24 protein-coding genes are annotated in these 19,995 nt (G+C 44.6%); all 24 read left to right on the top strand.

All coding sequences use genetic code 11. From position 1 onward, the window contains the following. Positions 1 to 360 precede the first annotated feature (360 nt). The 24 genes from ABIB50_RS06755 (at position 361) to ABIB50_RS06640 (ending at position 19,994) form a co-directional block, all read left to right on the top strand. Positions 361 to 1,287, top strand: coding sequence for a CHC2 zinc finger domain-containing protein (locus tag ABIB50_RS06755; RefSeq protein WP_429378325.1), 927 nt, complete (start codon positions 361 to 363; stop codon positions 1,285 to 1,287). 136 nt (positions 1,288 to 1,423) lie between these two features. Next, entirely contained in the window at positions 1,424 to 1,834 is a 411-nt protein-coding gene (locus ABIB50_RS06750) for a plasmid mobilization protein (RefSeq protein WP_429378323.1), read from the top strand. A gap of 284 nt (positions 1,835 to 2,118) precedes the next feature. Then, entirely contained in the window at positions 2,119 to 3,063 is a 945-nt protein-coding gene (locus ABIB50_RS06745; protein WP_429378321.1) for a relaxase/mobilization nuclease domain-containing protein, read from the top strand. 18 nt (positions 3,064 to 3,081) lie between these two features. After that, positions 3,082 to 3,759, top strand: coding sequence for a ParA family protein (locus tag ABIB50_RS06740; protein ID WP_429378320.1), 678 nt, complete (start codon positions 3,082 to 3,084; stop codon positions 3,757 to 3,759). Then, positions 3,707 to 4,039 (top strand): hypothetical protein, encoded by a 333-nt coding sequence (locus tag ABIB50_RS06735; RefSeq protein WP_429378319.1) that lies wholly within the window; start codon positions 3,707 to 3,709, stop codon positions 4,037 to 4,039. The genes ABIB50_RS06740 and ABIB50_RS06735 overlap by 53 nt, the downstream gene beginning before the upstream one ends. Next, positions 4,036 to 4,317, top strand: coding sequence for a hypothetical protein (locus ABIB50_RS06730; protein ID WP_429378318.1), 282 nt, complete (start codon positions 4,036 to 4,038; stop codon positions 4,315 to 4,317). The genes ABIB50_RS06735 and ABIB50_RS06730 overlap by 4 nt, the downstream gene beginning before the upstream one ends. Next, positions 4,318 to 4,611 (top strand): DUF4134 family protein, encoded by a 294-nt coding sequence (locus tag ABIB50_RS06725; protein ID WP_429378316.1) that lies wholly within the window; start codon positions 4,318 to 4,320, stop codon positions 4,609 to 4,611. 216 nt (positions 4,612 to 4,827) lie between these two features. Beyond that, positions 4,828 to 5,133, top strand: a complete 306-nt coding sequence (locus ABIB50_RS06720) for a DUF4134 domain-containing protein (protein WP_429378314.1) — start codon at positions 4,828 to 4,830, stop codon at positions 5,131 to 5,133. A 1-nt stretch (position 5,134) separates the two neighbouring features. Continuing rightward, entirely contained in the window at positions 5,135 to 5,422 is a 288-nt protein-coding gene (locus tag ABIB50_RS06715) for a plasmid transfer protein (RefSeq protein WP_429378313.1), read from the top strand. After that, positions 5,400 to 6,707: a hypothetical protein gene (locus ABIB50_RS06710; RefSeq protein WP_429378311.1), complete on the top strand. Its 1,308-nt coding sequence runs from the start codon at positions 5,400 to 5,402 to the stop codon at positions 6,705 to 6,707. The genes ABIB50_RS06715 and ABIB50_RS06710 overlap by 23 nt, the downstream gene beginning before the upstream one ends. Positions 6,708 to 7,256: 549 nt before the next feature. Further along, on the top strand, positions 7,257 to 9,071 hold the full coding sequence (locus tag ABIB50_RS06705; protein WP_429378310.1) for a reverse transcriptase domain-containing protein: 1,815 nt from the start codon (positions 7,257 to 7,259) through the stop codon (positions 9,069 to 9,071). Between the two features lie 117 nt (positions 9,072 to 9,188). Next, entirely contained in the window at positions 9,189 to 9,695 is a 507-nt protein-coding gene (locus tag ABIB50_RS06700; RefSeq protein ID WP_429378308.1) for a hypothetical protein, read from the top strand. 548 nt (positions 9,696 to 10,243) lie between these two features. Next, positions 10,244 to 12,052: a reverse transcriptase domain-containing protein gene (locus ABIB50_RS06695; protein WP_429378306.1), complete on the top strand. Its 1,809-nt coding sequence runs from the start codon at positions 10,244 to 10,246 to the stop codon at positions 12,050 to 12,052. Positions 12,053 to 12,129: 77 nt separating this feature from the next. Next, positions 12,130 to 12,792, top strand: coding sequence for a hypothetical protein (locus ABIB50_RS06690; RefSeq protein WP_429378470.1), 663 nt, complete (start codon positions 12,130 to 12,132; stop codon positions 12,790 to 12,792). 5 nt (positions 12,793 to 12,797) lie between these two features. Next, positions 12,798 to 13,460 (top strand): hypothetical protein, encoded by a 663-nt coding sequence (locus ABIB50_RS06685; protein WP_429378305.1) that lies wholly within the window; start codon positions 12,798 to 12,800, stop codon positions 13,458 to 13,460. Beyond that, positions 13,457 to 14,119, top strand: coding sequence for a hypothetical protein (locus tag ABIB50_RS06680; RefSeq protein WP_429378304.1), 663 nt, complete (start codon positions 13,457 to 13,459; stop codon positions 14,117 to 14,119). The genes ABIB50_RS06685 and ABIB50_RS06680 overlap by 4 nt, the downstream gene beginning before the upstream one ends. Next, positions 14,116 to 14,775: a hypothetical protein gene (locus ABIB50_RS06675; RefSeq protein ID WP_429378303.1), complete on the top strand. Its 660-nt coding sequence runs from the start codon at positions 14,116 to 14,118 to the stop codon at positions 14,773 to 14,775. The genes ABIB50_RS06680 and ABIB50_RS06675 overlap by 4 nt, the downstream gene beginning before the upstream one ends. Further along, positions 14,772 to 15,551 (top strand): hypothetical protein, encoded by a 780-nt coding sequence (locus ABIB50_RS06670; protein WP_429378301.1) that lies wholly within the window; start codon positions 14,772 to 14,774, stop codon positions 15,549 to 15,551. The genes ABIB50_RS06675 and ABIB50_RS06670 overlap by 4 nt, the downstream gene beginning before the upstream one ends. Beyond that, positions 15,548 to 16,705 (top strand): plasmid transfer protein, encoded by a 1,158-nt coding sequence (locus ABIB50_RS06665; protein ID WP_429378300.1) that lies wholly within the window; start codon positions 15,548 to 15,550, stop codon positions 16,703 to 16,705. The genes ABIB50_RS06670 and ABIB50_RS06665 overlap by 4 nt, the downstream gene beginning before the upstream one ends. A gap of 71 nt (positions 16,706 to 16,776) precedes the next feature. Beyond that, positions 16,777 to 17,391, top strand: coding sequence for a conjugative transposon protein TraK (gene traK / locus ABIB50_RS06660; RefSeq protein ID WP_429378299.1), 615 nt, complete (start codon positions 16,777 to 16,779; stop codon positions 17,389 to 17,391). Further along, positions 17,369 to 17,794 (top strand): hypothetical protein, encoded by a 426-nt coding sequence (locus ABIB50_RS06655; protein ID WP_429378297.1) that lies wholly within the window; start codon positions 17,369 to 17,371, stop codon positions 17,792 to 17,794. The genes traK and ABIB50_RS06655 overlap by 23 nt, the downstream gene beginning before the upstream one ends. Continuing rightward, positions 17,791 to 18,936: a conjugative transposon protein TraM gene (locus ABIB50_RS06650; protein ID WP_429378296.1), complete on the top strand. Its 1,146-nt coding sequence runs from the start codon at positions 17,791 to 17,793 to the stop codon at positions 18,934 to 18,936. The genes ABIB50_RS06655 and ABIB50_RS06650 overlap by 4 nt, the downstream gene beginning before the upstream one ends. Positions 18,937 to 18,977: 41 nt before the next feature. Next, a complete protein-coding gene (locus tag ABIB50_RS06645) occupies positions 18,978 to 19,772 on the top strand; it encodes a DUF4138 domain-containing protein (protein ID WP_429378295.1) in 795 nt (264 codons plus the stop codon). 6 nt (positions 19,773 to 19,778) lie between these two features. Beyond that, the gene (locus tag ABIB50_RS06640; RefSeq protein ID WP_429378293.1) at positions 19,779 to 19,994 is read left to right on the top strand and encodes a hypothetical protein; all 216 of its coding nucleotides are present in this window, start codon (positions 19,779 to 19,781) and stop codon (positions 19,992 to 19,994) included. Position 19,995: the final 1 nt, after the last annotated feature.

The raw sequence follows: 19,995 nt of genomic DNA, 5'->3' as shown, positions 1-19,995 counted from the left end.
GCCGACTCCGGGAAAGCCTCATTAAAACAATAAAAAAACCGGGCCTATGAAACTTCAGGTTTCTACTACCGGAAAACGGATTGCCTCCGGGCTATCCATTGCTCTTTGACATACGGGGACAAAGCATTATTCCGCAAGAACGGAAAATATTGCGAAGCTGAGATCATATCAATAAAGCGAAAACGCATAGGCAGGCGAGAGCCCGGCATGTAGATGCCGACGTGAGTAGTCCCGAAATCATATAACCGGCAGAAGTGGATTATACGGGTTCGTTACCCGCTGCCGGTTCATTCGCCTGGCACTGTTTTTTTTCAGCCGGGCAAGCTCAACCCTATTTTACTAAAGCTAATCATCACCATTATGTCTACACTTTTAAATGCCAGGGAACTGAAAGAGCAGGCTTCTATCGTAGACCTGCTTAGCCGCCTGGGATATCAGCCGGTTAAAAAATCAGGTAAAGAACACTTTTATTTAAGTATGCTCCGGGATTCGGATACCAAGCCTTCGATGTGTGTCAATGACCGGTTAGGGGTCTGGTTCGATCACGGCTGCGGTAAAGGCGGCAATATCATCGACTTTGGATTGGCCTATTGGCCCGGCTCAACTTTTAATGAAGTGGTCGAAAAAATACAAAGTGCCGTTGAAATTCAACCGGAACAAAGGTCACTTCGGCCGCGACGGCCCGTTAAGGTCAGGAATTACGTGATCGAAGAAATCAAAGACCTCGGGACACATCCGGCAATCACCAACTATCTTAAAAACCGGGGTGTATTCGAAGTTGCCAGGCCATACCTTAGTGAGATCTATTATGCTGTTGAAGATGATAAAGGCCAACGAAAAGCATTTTTCTCAGCGGGTTGGCAAAATGAAACCGCGGGTTGGGAAGTGCGAAATAAATATTTCAAGGGTTGTCTTGGAAATAAGGGCATCACTTTTATACCGGGTGATCTGAAACGGGTAGCTGTTTTTGAAGGGTTTCTGGATGGCCTCAGTTGGCTAAAGGAAAACGAAAATGCAGGCGAAAGCCTGATTATCCTGAACACCCTTACCTTGCTGAATGAAGGCATCGCAAGGGCTAAACAATTCTCCTCTATTGATATTTATTTCGATCATGATCCTGCTGGTCACCAGGCGACCAAAGACTTTATCAAAGCTCTCCCTTATGCCACCGACAGGTCAGCCATTTATAAAGGGTACAATGATTATAATGATAAACTGGTAGATATGCTTAGAACCCAACCGATCTTTGACCCTTTTGAAAGAAAGCGAAAGGGGTTCTCCTATTAATTCATTTCCGCTTCCGTCAAAGCGATTTTACCTATGCAAAAATCGCTTTGATTTTGGAAGGGCAAGATGTCTTTTTGTCTTACAAAAAGATCTTGCCCTCCGGGGATTGTCAAAAATTCGCAACTCATTTTTTCTGATGAATAACCTTAAAAATAAAGGCGGAAGACCCCGTTTAGCATCGGGTAAACGCAGTATAAAGATAGTCAGCCGTTTTACGGATGATGAATACAATCAGATCCTTGCCCTGGAAAAGGAACTGGGCATTAACAGGTCGCAGATCATACGTATCCGGGTGCTGCACAACGCGGAGATGATCGTAGTCAACTCAAAAGAACTCATTCATCACCTGGATAGCATCGGTGCTGAAATGGGCCGGGCCGGTAACAATATTAACCAGCTCGCCCGGCACGCCAATGCGATTAAATTATCCGGTGGCCTGCCGCCTGCTATTGCGGAAAAATTCAATAGTCTGCTGGAAAGCTATGTTGGGATGCAGGGTGTTCTGGAAATGTCGCTGCGTAAGATCATAAGGATGATGGCTAAATGATATAACGCTATAAATATCTGCGGCTACCCGGTTAGATGGATATAAGGTTATGCCGCTATATAGTGATAAGGCTGCATCGGTATAAAGCTGCACTGCTATATGGCGATATGGATATGATGTTATGCGGATACATGGTTAGTCAGTTATAACGCAATCCCGATACGAAGTTACACGGTTATAATGATCTCCCGATATAACGCTATGCTGTTAGGATGCTGTATGGTTACCGTGCTGCATGGTTACAGTGCTGCACAGTGATAAGGATACATAGTCATTAAGATATTATGCTCGTCAAGATCTTCAAGCCACAGGCGGCGTTCAGCGGGGTAAAGTATAATACCGGCAAGATTGACCGTAACAAAGGCGAACTAATGAAAGTTGCCAATTTCGGGCCGCTGCAAACATTCGGTCATCTTAAACCCCAGGACTACATTAATTATCTCGGGGCACTTGCCGCGCTCAATAAAAATGTCAAACTACCGCAGTTCCATGCGGTCATATCTGCAAAAGGAAAATCATATGATAAGATCACCTTAACCGCCATCGCTGAAGCCTGGCTGAAAGAAATGGGCTATGGGAAACAGCCATACCTCGTCGTATTCCACAAGGATACCGCCAATAATCACGTACACATGGTGTCGGCAAGGGTAGACCGGTCGGGCAATAAGATCAATAGCGCTTATGAGTACGTGAGGGCACAGAACAATATCAGTAAAGTGCTCGGCTACGATTTTGCGATGGAATACCGCTTTAGCACCAGGGCGCAGTTGATGATGGTACTGGAAAGCAAAGGCTACCTGGGCACCGATCCTGATGAAGCCAAAGTACAGGAAAGGATCAGCCGCCATATCCCGGATAAAAAACGAATAGCCGAGTTGGCGCGGTTGTTCAGGCATCATAAAAACCAGCCCGGTTTTCGTGAATTGATTAAAGAAGCATACGGCATCGACCTGATTTTTCATCAGGCAGCGGGTAAGCTGCCCTATGGTTATTCGATTATAGACCACTACGGAAAACAGGTATTCAAAGGCAGCGAGGTGATGGCACTAAAGGAACTGATCAGACCATTTGAAACTCAACCAGTGGAAACGGCTACTGAAACATCAGCCGATGAATATACCCCATCAGTTCAGATCAGATCCATAGCCATAGCGGATGATGTAGATGACCAGCAAATCCATGGGATGAGGCGCAGGCGGCAAAAGAAGGCACGGACAAATACACGTTAAGCAAAACAAATAAATTTTATGATCATCATTATAGGAAACCAGAAAGGGGGTGCAGGTAAAAGCACGCTTACTTTATTGCTGGCCAATTACCTGACCCAGGCAAAAAATTGCCCGGTTACCGTAATCGATATGGATTACCAGCAATCCATCATACAAAAATTTGATAAGGCCAAAATCCTGGAAAATGAAGAACCTTATGAAGTGATCCCGGCCAACCTGGAAAGTTACCCGGCCCTCCGTAACCTGCTGGGCAGGAACGAAAGGGATATCATACTCATAGACCTGCCCGGAAAACTGGATGACGATGGCCTGATACCTGTCTTTAATTCAGCTGATCTCGTCATCTGCCCCTTTGCTTATGATGAGTTCAGCTTTGAATCTACCGTTTTATTTACGGTTGTCCTGCGCAAGATCAACCCAAAAATGGCGATGGTATTTGTGCCCAATAGGGTCAAGGCAAATGCCCGCTACGAAATTATGCTGGAAGTTAATGAACAGCTTTCCAAATTTGGAAAGATCACCGCGGTACTGCCCGACAGGGTAGATTTCCAACGGGTGAATACTTTTATGACACCGCTTAATTTATCCCCTATAATTATCCCCGTTTTTGAACAAATCTATGCTGATCATTTATATGGAAAACATGAAATCACTGGCCGATCAGATTCGGGAGCAACTGGTGAAACCAACAGGTAAAAAAGAAAAATCTGAAAAGGACAAGCCGGTCAAAAAGGCCATGCAGAAAGAGATCGAATCTGCGATTTTAGCAGCCATTCTCAATTACGATAACACGGGTCATAAAAGCATGGTTCATGTCCGCTTTGATGAAAAAACGGTGCGCACGATGAACCAGTTTAAAATGGCAACGAATGTTGACGTAACCCGCCTCGTATCATTTGCTGTACAGCACCTTTTTGACACCTGCCCCGAACTTAAATTAACCATTAAACAATTTATACAAAACACAGAACTATGAGCTGGATAAAATTTGCCTTATGGCTGATCGGCATATACTTTACGTATTATGCCGCGCTTATTTTTTGGGATTTCTTTCAGAGCGGCAGATCTCCCGCCACCGAAGGATCGCATGAGCTATCATTTGCTGAACATATTGAACCGGTGCGGGCCGGGCCGGAAGCTACGGCTGAAATTTTCGGCTCGTCTGTAATTTCCTCCGGCGGGGTTAGCCTTAAGCAGTTATTTAACCTGGCGCGGGAAGAAGCCATAGAGTTTACACGTCCGGTAAGTTTCTGAATGATGAAAAAATTACTTACTGTTTGCTGCTGCCTGCTGACATTGGGCGCAGCCGCGCAGCCTGGCATTTCTGAAATGCAGCAGGCACAGCAGCAGCTTTCTTCCGACTTTTTTTCCGCGTTTGATTTTTCATTGGTTATTGCCGGTATTCTTGGAATTATCGGTGCCGGAAGAATTTATCATAACCTGCAGATGGGAAAAAAGGAATTTACAACAGAAGTGGCCGCCTGGTTCTACGCGGCGATATTTATGGTACTTGCAGGTGCATTCCTCAGGGCGTTGTTCGGGATCTGAACGCCTGTTTTATTTAAATTGCCGCCTGGTAGTTCTAAAAGATCTCTTTCTAACCATTAGCCTCATTAATCGTACCTGCCGTAAATCATGTGGTCGGTTATCCGTTGAGCGTATTTTTTAAGGCGTTGTTCGTGATCTGAACGCCTGTTTTTGATACACGGCCGCTTCTCCGGTGGCTTTAAAAGATCTCCGTCAGTATTCTTATTTCCTCAATTAATGTTTAACAAAACAAAAAAACTATGGGCTTCAGCGATCCTGCTGGCCCTTTCTGTTCCGGCATTAGCGCAAAGCGGTGTTAACGGCCTGAACACGGCAACGTCCACATTAAAAACCTATGTCGCACCGGTAACCAACATCACCCTGGTGATCGGTGGCATCGTAGGCATTGTAGGCGCGATCCGCGTGTATTCCAAATGGAACAGCGGAGATCAGGACATCAACAAGGAATTGATGGGCTGGGGCGGTTCCTGCGTATTTCTCGTGGTATCCTCACTGGTGATCAAAGCCTTTTTTGGCTTGTAATATGGCCAGGAAATTCGCTGTTTATAAGGGGCTGCAGAAGCCCCTTATTTTCAAGGGTTTTAAAGGAAAGTTCATTTACTGGGGCCTTGGCTTCCTGCTTTCCGGCCTTGTTTTCGGCGCATTAACCATGTCGCTGGTCAATATGTGGCTGGGCGCTACTGTGCTCATTGGCTGTATCGTCGGCGGGCTACTCTTTACCGCAACAAAACAAAAGGGCGGGCTGCATACGAAAAGCCGCGATTCTCAAATCTTTATCCTTAATCATTATGGCCGCAAAAACACTATTTAATATCCCGTATGCTGGCGTAGATAAAAGCGGTGCCTATGACCTGCTCATCGGCATGAACGGCGAATGTTCCGTCATTATCAGGATAGTCAACCCTGTTATCCGCTACGCCGCCTACCCCGCGGGGTATGATGAGTTCCACAGTTTGCTTATCAACGTTGTAAAAGTATTGGGAGATGGCCACATCCTGCAAAAGCAGGACATCATCAGCCGTTCTAAATGGCTGGGAAAATCTTCCGGCGAATACCTGCAGCAAAAATATAATGCGCACTTCGAAGGCCGGGAATGCCTGAAAACAGATACCTACCTCACGATCACCCGTCAGGTAAAAAAAGGGGCTTTCTATGTCTACGATGCCAAAGCATTACGTGACTTCCGGCAGCTCATCAGTAAAGTGCTTGATATTCTTCCGGCACCAGAAGTGCTCAAGGAAACCAGCGTCAACCGCCTGATATTGCAAATGCTCAGCATGGATTTTAAGAGCAGGCATATCAGCTTAAACAATCTTTCCCCATCTGATATTGAAATTAAAACAGGTAATAGATCTGTCCGCAGCATCAGCCTTGTCAATATTGACAGTATTGATCTGCCGCCGGAAGTAGGCACACATATTGAAATGAATGAAAAGGAAACGACCCGCGGATTTCCAATAGATTTTCTTTCCTTCATGTTCAGGGTTCCCGGTTGCGATGTAATCATCTTTAATCAGGTCATTGAAATTCCCAACCAGGCAATGACATTGCGCAAGCTGGAGCAAAAGAGAAAAAGGCATTCCGGTATTCCCGACCCGGCTAACCAGATCTGTGTGGAAGATATCGACCGGTTGTTAGTTGATGTGGCCAGGGAAAATCAATTGCTTGTCAACTGCCATTTTAATATCCTCGTGGCAGCGCCGGAAAACAGCCTGGAAAAAGCGGCTAATTTTATTGAAAGTTCTCTTTTTCAATTGGGGATCATCCCAAGTAAAAATGCCTATAACCAGCTCGAACTTTTCAGGAGCGCCCTGCCGGGAAATGCGGTAGAACTTAAACCTTACGATTGGTTCCTGACCACCTGCGATGCTGCCGTCTGTTTCTTTTTTAAAGAATCCCTCCCGGTTGATGAGCCGTCTGATTTTCTGATCCGCTTTACCGACCGGCAGGGCATTCCCATAGGAATGGACCCCGCAGATCTGCCGATGCGTACCGGCCGTATCAATAATCGCAACAAGTTTGTGCTGGGGCCAAGCGGTTCAGGTAAAAGCTTTTTTATGAATGCGCTGATCGAGCAGTATATGGTGCGCCCATAAGGGTATATAGTAAATATAGCTTTGGCAAGCTATTAGGCAAGTGTTTTAAATGCCTATCAACAGCCGACTTATCTGAAAGGGAAACCGGACAGGGAGTGTAGCATGTCGGAAAAGCCATAAGTCAACCAATTGTCGGGTTGCGACTGAATGGCGAGTTGAAATAACAGATATGAGGATAAAATCTGGATTGATTGAACGACAACCTGAGTGGTTAGATGCTTAAACGATGACGGAAGACAGTTACAAACGTCATACTGTGATACTGCTTTGATTGCATGTAGCAAAGCAGCATAAACAAATCACAGTCACAGCTACAATAAGTAGAAAAGGGTGAAAATCGTATCCGACAATCTGTTGCGCCATAGTTATTATGTACCTAAATGGGGATTACCTAAATCGGAATGCCACTGGCGTGGCTTTAAAGCGAAGGCTTGAATATCCGACATGGTAACGGAGCTCCCGTAGTAGTCCGAATAAGGGAAAGCCTTGTACATGGCGAAGGGGAGCAGTTAATTTAGTTTAATACGATTAAAGGAAAATGTGTGAGACATGAGAAATCCCGAAAAAGTATTAAACAGTCTAACCGAACACAGCGGAAACTTGAACTACAAGTTTGAGAGGCTGTACAGGATTCTGTTTAATGAAGAGATGTACTATACTGCTTATCAGAAAATCTACAGTAAAGTAGGTAATATGACGGCAGGTGTCAATGAACAAACCATTGATGGAATGAGTATGTCCCGAATTGAACAACTGATTGATGCGCTTAAAAACGAAACGTATCAACCAGCTCCTTCCAGGAGGACATATATCCCAAAGAAAAATGGAAAAAAACGTCCTCTTGGTATTCCATCATTCAATGACAAACTGTTGCAGGAAGTCGTAAGGATGATACTTGAAGCGATATATGAAGGCTGTTTTGAAAAATCTTCGCACGGGTTCAGACCCGAAAGAAGCTGCCATACAGCACTAATTAGCGTCCAAAAATCATTCACAGGTACAAAATGGTTTATCGAAGGTGATATTAAGGGCTTCTTTGACAATATCAATCACAATGTATTGATAAACATCTTAGAGGAGCGTATCGCCGATGAAAGATTCATTCGCCTGATTAGAAAATTCCTAAATGCAGGTTACGTTGAGGATTGGGTGTTTCACAGAACTTATAGTGGAACACCTCAAGGTGGCATTATTAGCCCAATTTTGGCTAATATTTACCTTGACAAATTTGACAAGTATATCAAAGAATATATCAGTCGGTTTGATATTGGAAAATTAAGGAGACGCAGTACAATAGCCCTTCAATTAGGAGGTAAAAAAGACCGTTTACTTAAGAAGCTGAAACTGGAAAAAGATGAAGCTGTAAGAAAGCAATTGATTGAACAAATCAAAGAAGTAATAAGGGAGCGCCAGAAACATCCTTCAATGGATAACATGGACACAGGTATTAGAAAACTGAAGTATGTAAGATATGCTGATGATTTCCTGATAGGTATTATAGGCAGTAAGGAAGATAGTATTAAGGTTAAAGAAGATATCAAGAATTACTTGAATGAAACCCTTAAACTGGAACTTTCTGATGAGAAAACTTTAATCACCAATGCAGCGAACCCGGCTAAGTTTCTTGGATATGATGTATTTGTACGCAAGTCCAATAAAACAAAGAAGAACATAAATGGCAATCCTGTAAGGTGCTTTGCAAACAAAGTTGTACTCTATGTAACAACCGAGGTAATGCGGAAAAAACTTCTCGAATACAAAGCGATGAAAATCGTTTCTAAAAACGGTAAAGAAGTTTGGAAAGCGGAACCACGCATGTTTATGGTTGACAGTGACCCACTGGAAATTATCAATCAATACAACTCTGAAATAAGAGGCTTCTACAATTATTACTCTGTTGCGAACAACAGTAATGTTATTAGCTCATTTTACCACCTTATGGCGTACAGTATGTATGCTACTTATGGTAGAAAATATCAGCTATCGGTAAGTAAGGTGCTAACGAAGTTCAAGCAAAACGGGACGTTCGTTATACCATTTACAGATAGAAAGGGCGTAGCAAAAACCCGAGTCTTCTACAAAGACGGTTTTAAACGTAAGAAAATTGCAGGCGAAATATTAATAGACATTATACCCCGAACAGTAATCACAACCGGTGGGCCAAATAGTCTTATGATGAGACTAAAAGCTGAAACGTGCGAGTACTGTGGTGCAACCGAAAAACTCGAAATGCACCATGTACGCAAACTTAAAGACCTGAAAGGGAAAGCTGAATGGGAAAAACGAATGATTGCAAGAAATAGAAAAACCTTAGCAGTATGTTCCGAATGTCATGATAAAATACACGCCGGCAAGTTAGACTGAATAAATTAATGGAGAGCCGTATACTCGGAGACGAGTACGTACGGTTCGGGGGCGAGCATATGGAAACCTATTATAGCAATATAATAAGGCGCTGGATGCTTAGCCTACCTGTATAATATGGATATGGTCATCGTTGATACGGGCCACTCTTACTCCGGTCTTTGTTCCTATTATAAAGGAAAGTACATTACTTATTCCGATAAATCGCCCATCACCATGAATCCGTTCCGGATCAGTGAAGAGGAATATAATATCGAAAAAAAGGATTTCCTGTGTACACTCATCGGTGTTGCCTGGAAAGGGGCGGAAGGCACTTTCAGCCCGGTTGAACGGGATGTGGTTGCCAATGTGATCTCTGCTTATTATAGTAGGTTTTTCGCGGATAATGGCGAACTGAAATTTGACACTTTTTATGAATTCGCGCTGGTTAAAATCCCTGAGATCAAAAGAGAGGAAAAGATCATGTTTGATTTCGATGAGTTCCGCTATGTATTGAAGAAGTTTTACAAAGGGGGCGAATTTGCGCCGATCCTGAATAAGGAAGCTGATAAATCATTGTTTACCGAACGGTTCATTGTATTTGAGATCGATTCGATCAAGGGTGCGCACGTAATGGCTGCGTAATAAATATACCCATGGCAGGGTATTAGGCCAGTGTTCAAACGGCCTATCATCCGTCGGCTTATCCGTGAGGGAAACCAAATATCGGGGAGTGTAGCATGCCGACAACATCTATAAGTCAACCAGTTATCAGGTTGCGACTGAATAGCGGATGAGAAAACAGATATAAGGATAAAATCCATACTGATTGAATGATAACCCAAGCGGCTCCCGGCTGTATCTGTGACGTAAGATAACTGAACTCGTCATACTGTGATACTCTCTTTCCATTCCTTGAGGAGGGAGAGCAAGAACAAATCACAGCGCAATTGCAATATGCAATAAAGGGTGGACATCATATCCGACAATCTGTTGCGCCATAGTTATTACGCAGCTAAACGTGGATTACCTAAGTCAGAATGCCGCTGGCGCGGCTATAGGGCGTAGGCTCTTGAATATCTGATATGGTAACGGAGCTTCCGTAGTAGTCCGAGCAAGGGAAAGCCTTGTACATGGCGAAGGGAAGCAGCTAATATTTATTAATACCTATTTAGGAAAATGTGAGAGACATTATGAGAGATCCAGAAAAAGTATTAATCAGTCTAACAGAGCATAGCAAACTTTCAGATTATAAGTTTGAAAGGCTCTATCGTATCCTTTTCAATGAGGAAATGTATTATGTGGCGTATCAAAATATTAATGCAAAGCCAGGTAATATGACTAAAGGCACTGATAGTCAAACCATCGACGAAATGAGCCTTGCCCGCATTGAGAAGCTAATTGATACTATCAGAAATGAAAGCTATCAACCCCGTCCCTCAAGGAGGACTTATATACCGAAGAAAAACGGTAAAAAGCGCCCTTTAGGGATACCAACATTCGATGATAAGTTGGTGCAGGAGGTAATCAAGATGATACTTGAAGCTATTTATGAGGGAAGCTTTGAGCATTCTTCTCATGGTTTCAGACCTCAAAGAAGTTGCCACACTGCGCTAATGCAAATCACCAAATCTTTCAACGGAGCCAAATGGTTCATTGAGGGCGATATTAAAGGCTTCTTTGATAACATCAACCATGATGTTCTAATAGGAATTCTGCAAGAACGCATCTCCGATGAACGTTTTATCAGGCTCATCAGGAAGTTTCTGAATGCTGGTTATATCGAAGATTGGGTTTATCACAAAACGTATAGCGGAACGCCACAAGGTGGTATTGTTAGTCCACTATTGGCTAACATCTACCTTGACAGGTTGGACAAATACGTCAAAGAATACATCAAACGCTTCGATTTGGGTGAAGGGCGTACCCCGAACAGGGAACGCAATCAATTGGAATACGATAAGCGAATTGCTACGCAAATGCTTAAAGCCGAAGATGATGTTACCGACAGGAAACTGATAGGTAAGCGCATTAAGGAAATTGATAGAAAAAGAGCATTGATACCAAGTTGCGACGAGATGGATAGCGACTACAGAAGACTCAAATATGTGAGGTACGCAGATGACTTTTTAGTTGGAGTAATCGGCAGTTTGGACGATTGTAAGCAAATCAAACAGGATATTTCAAACTTCCTGAATGAGAAGTTACAGCTTACTTTATCGGAAGAAAAAACGTTGATTACCCATAGTGAAAAGCCTGCAAGATTCCTTTCATTTGATATTACTGTACGCAAGTCCAACTTGACAAAAAGGAACATTGAAGGCAAAATTAGGAGAGCATACCACAAAAAAGTAGTTCTCAAAATACCGCCTGATACGATTAAACAAAAATTGCTCGACTACGAAGTGTTAGAAATAAAACTACACAACGGGAAAGAGCAATGGAAACCAAAACATCGGAAAGGATTGATATTCAACGATGACTTGGAAATCCTTGGCAAGTACAATGCAGAACTGATTGGGTTCTATAACTACTATTCAATTGCACTTAACGCCGGAACTGTCAATAACTTTAGTTACATCATGGAGTACAGTATGTACAAAACCTTTGCAGGTAAGTACCGCACTACTATACCCAACATCTGTAGAAAGTACAAAAAAGATGGCGTGTTCACCGTAAGTTACACAAATACGAAGCGGCAACAACGTTTTCGCACATTCTATAATGATGGCTTTAAACGGAAAATCGAAGCCAAAGATGCCTTCTTTGACAAGCTTCCCAACTATTACCACGCAAAAATGAGAACAAGCCTGATTGACAGGCTGAAAGCTCGTAATTGCGAATTATGCGGGGAAACGAGTGAATTGGAAATGCACCATGTCAGGAAACTGAAAGACATCGCCAAGGGCAAAGACCCTTGGGAAGTACACATGATTGCACGGAAAAGGAAAACGATGGCTGTATGCCATACTTGTCACATGAAGATACATCACGGCAAATAGACTGCGGATATTAGTGGAGAGCCGTATACGCTGAGAGGTGTACGTACGGTTCGGAGGCGAGTGCTGGGAAACCTAAGATAGTAATATCAAAAGGCGCCCGGTGCTTAGCCCTACAGCACAAAATTCTCTTTCCCATCGTGACCCTGATCATCATGGATGTTTTCATTCAGAAGATGCGGTACCGTTCCGACCGCCGCAAAACACTGGTTGTTGAGGAAGCCTGGAAAGCTATCGCCAGCCCGCTCATGGCAGGTTACCTGCTCTATTTGTATAAAACGGTCCGTAAGTTTTGGGGCGAGGCTATCGTGGTTACTCAGGAGTTGGGCGATATCATCGGTAATGCGGTCGTAAAAGACAGTATTATCAACAATTCCGATACCATTTGCCTCCTTGACCAGACGAAGTTCAAGGATAACTATAATGAAATAGCCGCCCTGCTTTCGATCAGCGAAACAGAAAGGCGTAAAATATTTACCATCAACCAGCTGGATAATACAGAAGGCAGGGGCCGCTTTAAAGAGGTTTATATCCGGCGCGGCAGTACCGGTGAAGTTTATGGGGTAGAGGTGGCCTTACAGCAATACCTTGCCTACACCACCGAAAAGCCTGAAAAGTCGGCGATAGAATTCTACACCGGTCAATATGGTTCTTACCTGGACGGCCTGGACGCCTTTGTTGCCGATTTGATCAGCAGCGGGCTTTCTCTTTCTCAATTTATCACTAAAGTCAATCAACACTAATGCTTATGAAATCACTATTTGTTCTATTATTCTGCCTGCTGACCAGCACAGGGTTTTCACAGGAACTCGTTTTTGACGGTGCCACTTCCGCCGCCATCGCTGTAAATGCCGGGGTGATCAATGGCCAGTTGAACACCACCAATAACAAACTCGACCTCATTCAGAAAGGGCAGCTTGCGGTCAGCGGGCAGCTGGTGATAGTTAATAATCTACAGAATAAAATTTATCAGGGCCTGAGCCAGGTCGCTTCTGTGATCAATAATCTGACAACGATCAAAGAGATCACGGATTGCGGTTCAGATATTATCAAAGATGTGGGATCTGCCGTAACTATTGCCAGGTCCGATCCCTTGCTGCTGCTTTTCGCGGAACAGGGGGCGCGTGACTTCCAAACCAGGGCCATAGCACTTGCCGCCGATGTGGGTGCCTTTGTTACCAAAGGCGGCACCGGCAACCTGATGGACAGCGGGGAAAGGGGGAAGTTACTCAATCATATCGCTGATGAAATGCGCATTCTCCGCGGTATTGCTTACGGTATGGGCAGGGCCATGTATTGGGCGAAAATGAACGGCCTGTTTCGTTCGCTGAATCCCTGGGCGGAATGGCAGAACCAGGATGTCCGAATTGCCAACGATGTATTAACCAATGCCAAATACCTCAAACCATGAAAAAGATCAGTATTTTAATAGGCTGTTGCCTCGCTGCGGCAACTGTTTCTGCCCAACAGAAAACGATTGATATAGTCGGCATCCACCAACTGGTAGATGAATCCATTTCTGAAAATAAACTACAGGTCAAAGCCAGGAACCAGCAGGCACTCGCCTCCGCGAACGAGCAGGCTAATCTCACCCTACTGGCAAAACTGAAAGTTACCTACCGGCAAATACAGCATAGGTACAATACTTTAGGAACAGCGATTAACCTGGCAGACATCGGCTTTACCGCTTCGCCGATGGTGTCCCGTATCATCAGCAACCAGGCACTGGTCATCCGACTGGTACAGCAAAACCCGGCATTATTAGCCATTGGATACCAGGCTGAACTTCATTTTGCGGAAAAAGCGAAAAGCCTGTTAAGCTATGTTGCCGGACTTACACTGACCATAGGCGATATCAACCAAATGAAGGCATCTGACCGGAAAATGCTTTTCGATTATGTCATTACGGAATTGAGTAACCTGCAGGATCAGTCGGGTAATATGCTCAATATGATGCAATACGCCAGTCTTTCCGCGCTGCTGAAAGCCGCTAACCCCTTTCAGAATTTTATAAATGCTGACCAATCGCTTGCCAGGGATATTACTCAAAACGCTAAATATTTAAAATGAAAAAACTGATTATCCCGCTGCTGTTTGTTGTACAGATCGCAACCGCCCAGCAATATGTAATTGACCCGCAGCATCTGGCCTCTGCTATCGCGAACGGCGCGGCCCGAAGCAGTGCAGAAGCCGCGCATGAGCAGTACCTCACGAAGATCAATAACAATCTTAACGACCTGAATGTTAACGCGGGCTCGGTAGTCCTGGCGCAAACGATGATCTACCAGGGCCTGTCGAATGTAAACTCCGCATTGAAAGATGGACTGGAAGTGAAATACATGGCCGTAGTGGTCGCCGATATGACCGGCTATATCAGCCAGACATTGTCGATGGCCAAAAGCGAACCTTATCTTTTACTGTTCGCGAATAATATAGCTGCTGAAATGCGCGTCAGGTCACTTGCGCTGGTTACCGATGTGTCCGGCTATGTGCTTAAAGAAGGCAATAATGTACTGGCTGATTATAATGCCCGTGACCAGTTGTTGCACAAGGTTATGCAGGAACTGCAAATTCTTGACGGATTGGCCTACGGCGCGTGGAAGGCCATGTACTGGGCAAAAGAACGCGGGATCATCGCTTCGCTCAATCCATTTGCCGGCTTTATCAGCAGGGACAAAACGTTTGTCTCTCAAATTATTCAAAACGCTAAATATCTTAAACAATGAAAATAAAATACCTGGTTTTACTGGTTTGCTGCTTTACAGCAGCTAAATCTTTCGCCCAAAGCGTCATCAACGATGAGGCACTTCGTTACCAGCAGCAACGCATGGTATTTCAGCAATGGGACCAAAATAAGTTTAAGCCGACTTCCGGCTTTCTTGGCCTAAACCCTTATTACTGGCTGACATGGGGATGGTTTTATCCCAATTACCATAAAACCGATCTCCGTCCACTGAGTGCCACCGGCCCGCAAACGCAGCGGCTGGGATTGGTAGGTGCGATGAACACGACCGATAATAATTATAAACTCCAGTCGGATACCGTAAGAAATACGGCACTCTCCCAAATTGCTGCACAATCTGGATTAATTTCAGGTACCGACCCCTTATGGCTGCTTTACTACGGTAACGAACTAAAGCCGGCACTTGAAAACTCTATGGTTTCTATCCTCGCAGGCCTATCGCCGCAGGTGACGGAAAAACTGGTTAATGAAGGATTGTACGCCTGGTATAAAAATGCACTTGACCGGCTGAAGGAACGGGTGCAGGGGGCACGTTCAGCAGATATGGACAGAGGATCACGAATACTGGCCTATCATCGCCTGTTAATGGAGTACCGGAAGCTTGCCGGTGTTTGGGCTATCCGAACATCTTCGGCGCAAACTATCCTGGATATGACTAAAAGACAACAGGCTTTGAAAAACGGGCAGGCGTTGGTACCGGTTTGGACACCACATGCCGACGTTGAAATAGCAAACAAAGTTTTACAGCACGTACAATGAAAAAGAAGATTTCTTTAATGCTACTGCTGTCACTGGGTGTGACGGCAGTATTTGCGCAAACGGTCTCAAATCCTGATAACGGCAAAACACTTCAGTTTTTGCAGGGCGATGGTGTTTACGAAACAGGTGTCATGGCTTTTCTTAAAGGCTTGAAATTGTCTATCTGGTCACATTTCGATCTTTTTATTACAGATGCCAAAGCACTATCGGCCATATTTATGATCATCTTTTTTGCGATCAAATCTTACGAGATGATGGTCGGCGACAAAAAGATGGAGATCATGCCCCTGCTCCGGCCTTTCGGCCTGGCGATGGTTATTTTATGGTGGGGTATTTTTGTAAAGGTCATTGCTTTTCCAACAGACCTCGTTACCGTCCGGACGGAAGAAATGTTTAACAGTGAGCAGAATATCGTCAATGATCTGCGGCTGAAAAGGTCTGACCTGATCCTCGCGGTCGCAAACTCCTTATATACCTTTCAGGCGCAGACAGAAGTCGCCGAAAAAGAAAGTGACACCTGGTACGGGCAGGCATGGGATGCGGTCAGCAGTACAGTTAAACAGGGAATAAGTACGGTCGTATCTCCCTTACTGGAACTCAAAAACCGCTTGACTGTAGGATTGCAGCTATTACTTACACAGCTGCTGGAGTTAATGGGGATATGGATTCTGCGCTTAGCCGTCTACATCATATTCATGCTGCAGATTATTTATTCCAGCATCCTGATCATTCTCGGCCCTTTTGCTGTAGCAGTAAGTATCCTGCCTGCTTTCAGGGATAGCTTTAGCACCTGGATCGCACGCTTTGTTTCAGTGAACCTGTATTCCGGGATCGCCTACCTGATCATGTACCTCACCGGCCTCATGCAGGAATATGCCCTTACCTCAGAGATCAGCAAATACCAGGAATTAGTAGGCAAAGACGGTTTAAGCGCGGATATTGGTAAAATGGCCGTATTTTCCGGTAATGGGATTCTTTCCTTTGGTACGGTGATCATCGTTTTTATTATCGGAGCCATCTGCATGTTTACGGTTCCCAGTATCTCTACCTGGATCATCTCCACATCAGGAATCAGCTCTGCCGCTTCTACTTTCGGACGAAGTGCCGGTACCGTAATGAGTATTGCCCGAAAAGCATCCGGCAGTTTCTTTTAATACGCAGTTAGATTTTATTTATTTCCATTTAGGCCGCTACCATTCATAGCGGCTTTTTTATTCACATCAAAATGATTATAAAAAACATAGAAGCCAAAATCCGGCTCGCGACCATTGTAGCTGTTGGCAGCCTCCTGACATCGTTGGGTATAGTAACTATCAATTGCGTATGTGCGTACCGCATGGTATCCAATGCGCAGAAGAGTATTTATCTGTTGGATAATAACGTCCCCATCCTGGCCCGGCAAACCGATATGCAACTCAACCGCCCCGCAGAATACCGCGCCCATGTTGACCTTTTTCACTCCCTTTTCTTTTCCCTTACACCGGATGATAATTACATGGAATATCAAATGAAAAAGGCAATGTACCTGATTGATGAAACGGGGATGCAGCAATATAATGACCTGAAAGAAAAAGGTTTTTTCAATTCCATTCTTTCTTCAAGCTCGGTACTGACCCTCGAAACAGATTCCATAGCACTTGATATCCCCAAACGATATTTCAGGTACTATGGTAAACTGAAGATCGACCGCCGAAGTTCGACGGTGGTGCGCTCGCTGATTACCGAAGGTTATCTAAAAGATATTCCGCGGAGCGACAATAACCCGCACGGTGTACTGATCACCGGATGGAAGACATTAGAAAATAAAGACCTCGAAGATGTGGAGAAAAATACATTCTAATCGCGATCCAAGGGATACGCTGTTCAGTGAGATCAAAAAAGAATTTCAGCCTTACTTTACGAAAGGAGCCGGATGTTTCCGGTCAGCCACCACTAACTACCCCCGCTTGTTTTTGGGAGGAATGATCGTCGCGTTGCTCATATCCATTGCGCTTTCCTTTACCGTTTTTCGTCTATCCGATAAGGTGGTAACCGTTACGGTAAAACCTCACAGCAACCCGGCAACAGACGGTTTTGAACAGATTATGCGGGCAACCGGAAAACTGCGGGAAACCATTAGGCTGAAGCGCCTTGTCGATAGCTTAACCGCCAAAAAGCAGTTGTCAAAAGCGGATACATTGCTGCTCGACAGCGCGCTCGACAGCCTGCAACAGATTCATTACACCCTTAATAAATCATCATGAAAATCAATTTTAAACAGCCCAAATATGTGCTGCCGGCACTCGCTTTGCCTTTTTTGTGCCTTTTCTTTTATGCCTGGCACAGCGGATTCTCCAAACCTAAGCCCGAAATCAAGCAGGAAGCCGGCTTAAACGGAAACGTAGGGAATGTATCTGCAGATGTGCGTAAAAAAAACCTGGCCGGTAAATTGGATGCGTACCGTAACACCTACAAAGAGGCCAACGGCTATTCTGCCGTTAACGTCATTCCCAAGGAAGTATCCAGCAATGCTTCTTTCCAGGATCGGTACAGCAGTAAGGAAAAACAAACCCTTGATTCTATCGACCGGGCGATGAAGGCAAAATATAATCTGCCCCAGCCTGAAAGCCATGACCGGGCAATAGCGCGTACCCTACCTGCATTGGTACGCCAACAGAAACAAAGAGCGGTGCCATCCGGGCAGAAAGAAAAAGACCCTATGGAAGTTTTCAAACAGCAGATGGCTTATATGGATAGTATCAACAAACAGAACGATCCAGTCTATAAAGCAGAGCTGCTTAAAAAACAGGCAACTGATAAAGCCGCTTTGCAAAGAGCTAACGAGTTGAAGCTTAAAGTGGTTAAAGCGGATGCCTCTTCTGCTGACTTCAACACGATCAAACCACCGGGTGAGGATAAATTCATCACGGCCGTAATAGATGAGAATGTGACAGGATACGCCGGTTCCCGGTTACGGCTGAAACTACTGGAAGATATCATGGCGGGTAATAACCTCATCAAAAAAGGCACTTATATTTTTGCGCAGATCAGCGGCTTTTCAGAGCAGCGGGTGACCCTCTCCATCAATACCATTTTATCTGAGGGGAAAATACTGCCTGTTAAACTGGATATCTATGACCTGGACGGGATGCCGGGCTTGTATGTCCCTTCTTCCGCGTTCCGTGAATTTACCAGGGACCTCGGCAGTAACGCGGTTCAGGGCGTCACCATTGATGGTAACTCCACCGGCAGCCAGTTTATCATGAGTTCCGTAGATAAAATATTTCAATCTACTTCTTCCGCCATTGCAGGGCTCATCCGCAAAAACAAGGCAAAAATGAAATACAATTCTTTCATCTACCTGATTGACAGCGATGCCTTGCAAAACACGCAGAAATCCTATTAAGGCTGCATATCACTCATTTTCTTAAAATCAAAATTCTCTTCATGAAAAAGTTATTAATCTACCTGGGGATGCTGATCGCCCCCGCCGTTTATGCGCAGCAAGATCTGCCGGTGGTGTACCTGCCTGCAAACCTGACCATTCATTTCGTATCGCCGGAGCCCATCCAGTACGTGGATATTTCCAGCAAGCAACTGACTGGCGACCTGCCTCTTAAAAATGTGTTTCGCATTCGTTTGAAAGATTCGTCATCAAAATTTGAGGACGCTGTTCTGACCATCGCCGGTGAAAAATTTATTGCGCAATATCGCCTGGTACCGGGTAACGGTAATACCCCTACAGAAATAAACATTGCACCTGCCGACACGCGCCCGCTGGATATTGCCGGGATCGGCTTTTCACAGAATCAGCTCAAAGCGATGGCTTTAAACCTGATTGCCCGCAAGCCGGACAAGCGCATGGAAAATGTTAAGGCATTCGGAATAGAAGGTAAATTGAACCATATCTATACGATGGGCGACTACCTCTTTCTCGATATCAGTTACCGCAATAAGACCAACCTGAAATATGATATTTCAAATATGCGGTTTAAAATTGATGATAAAAAAGTCACCAAAGCCGCCAACGCACAAACAGTCGAACTTCAACCGGAGTATATCCTGTTTGATATTCCTGCTTTTACCAAAACCTACCGGAACATCTTCGTATTTAAAAAGATGAGTTTTCCCGGGAACAAGGTACTGCTGGCGGAAATGAGCGAAAAGCAAATATCGGGGCGCGTAATGGCCCTGAAAATCTCTTACCAGGATATCCTGGATGCGGATACCCTACCTAACTGATTGCTTATGACATACCTGATAGCCTATGACTACGTAAGGCTGATTCTGGAGGAAGAATTCCTCGCGGCCTACCTGCGCTTTATCAATCACGGCATACTGCATTACGAACTCACCAATATCATCGAGTTATGCGCACCCTTGCTGAAAGGGTTGGACGAGGACGACAGGTTCCTCAAATATGAGGTAATAGGGACAATAGCGAATTATTTAGAGGAGGTATGAA

The organism is Mucilaginibacter sp. UYCu711, assembly GCF_050433825.1.
Classification (GTDB): Bacteria; Bacteroidota; Bacteroidia; order Sphingobacteriales; family Sphingobacteriaceae; genus Mucilaginibacter.
Note: the sequence above shows the minus strand (reverse complement) of the source record. Positions and strands in the feature narration are given on the sequence as shown.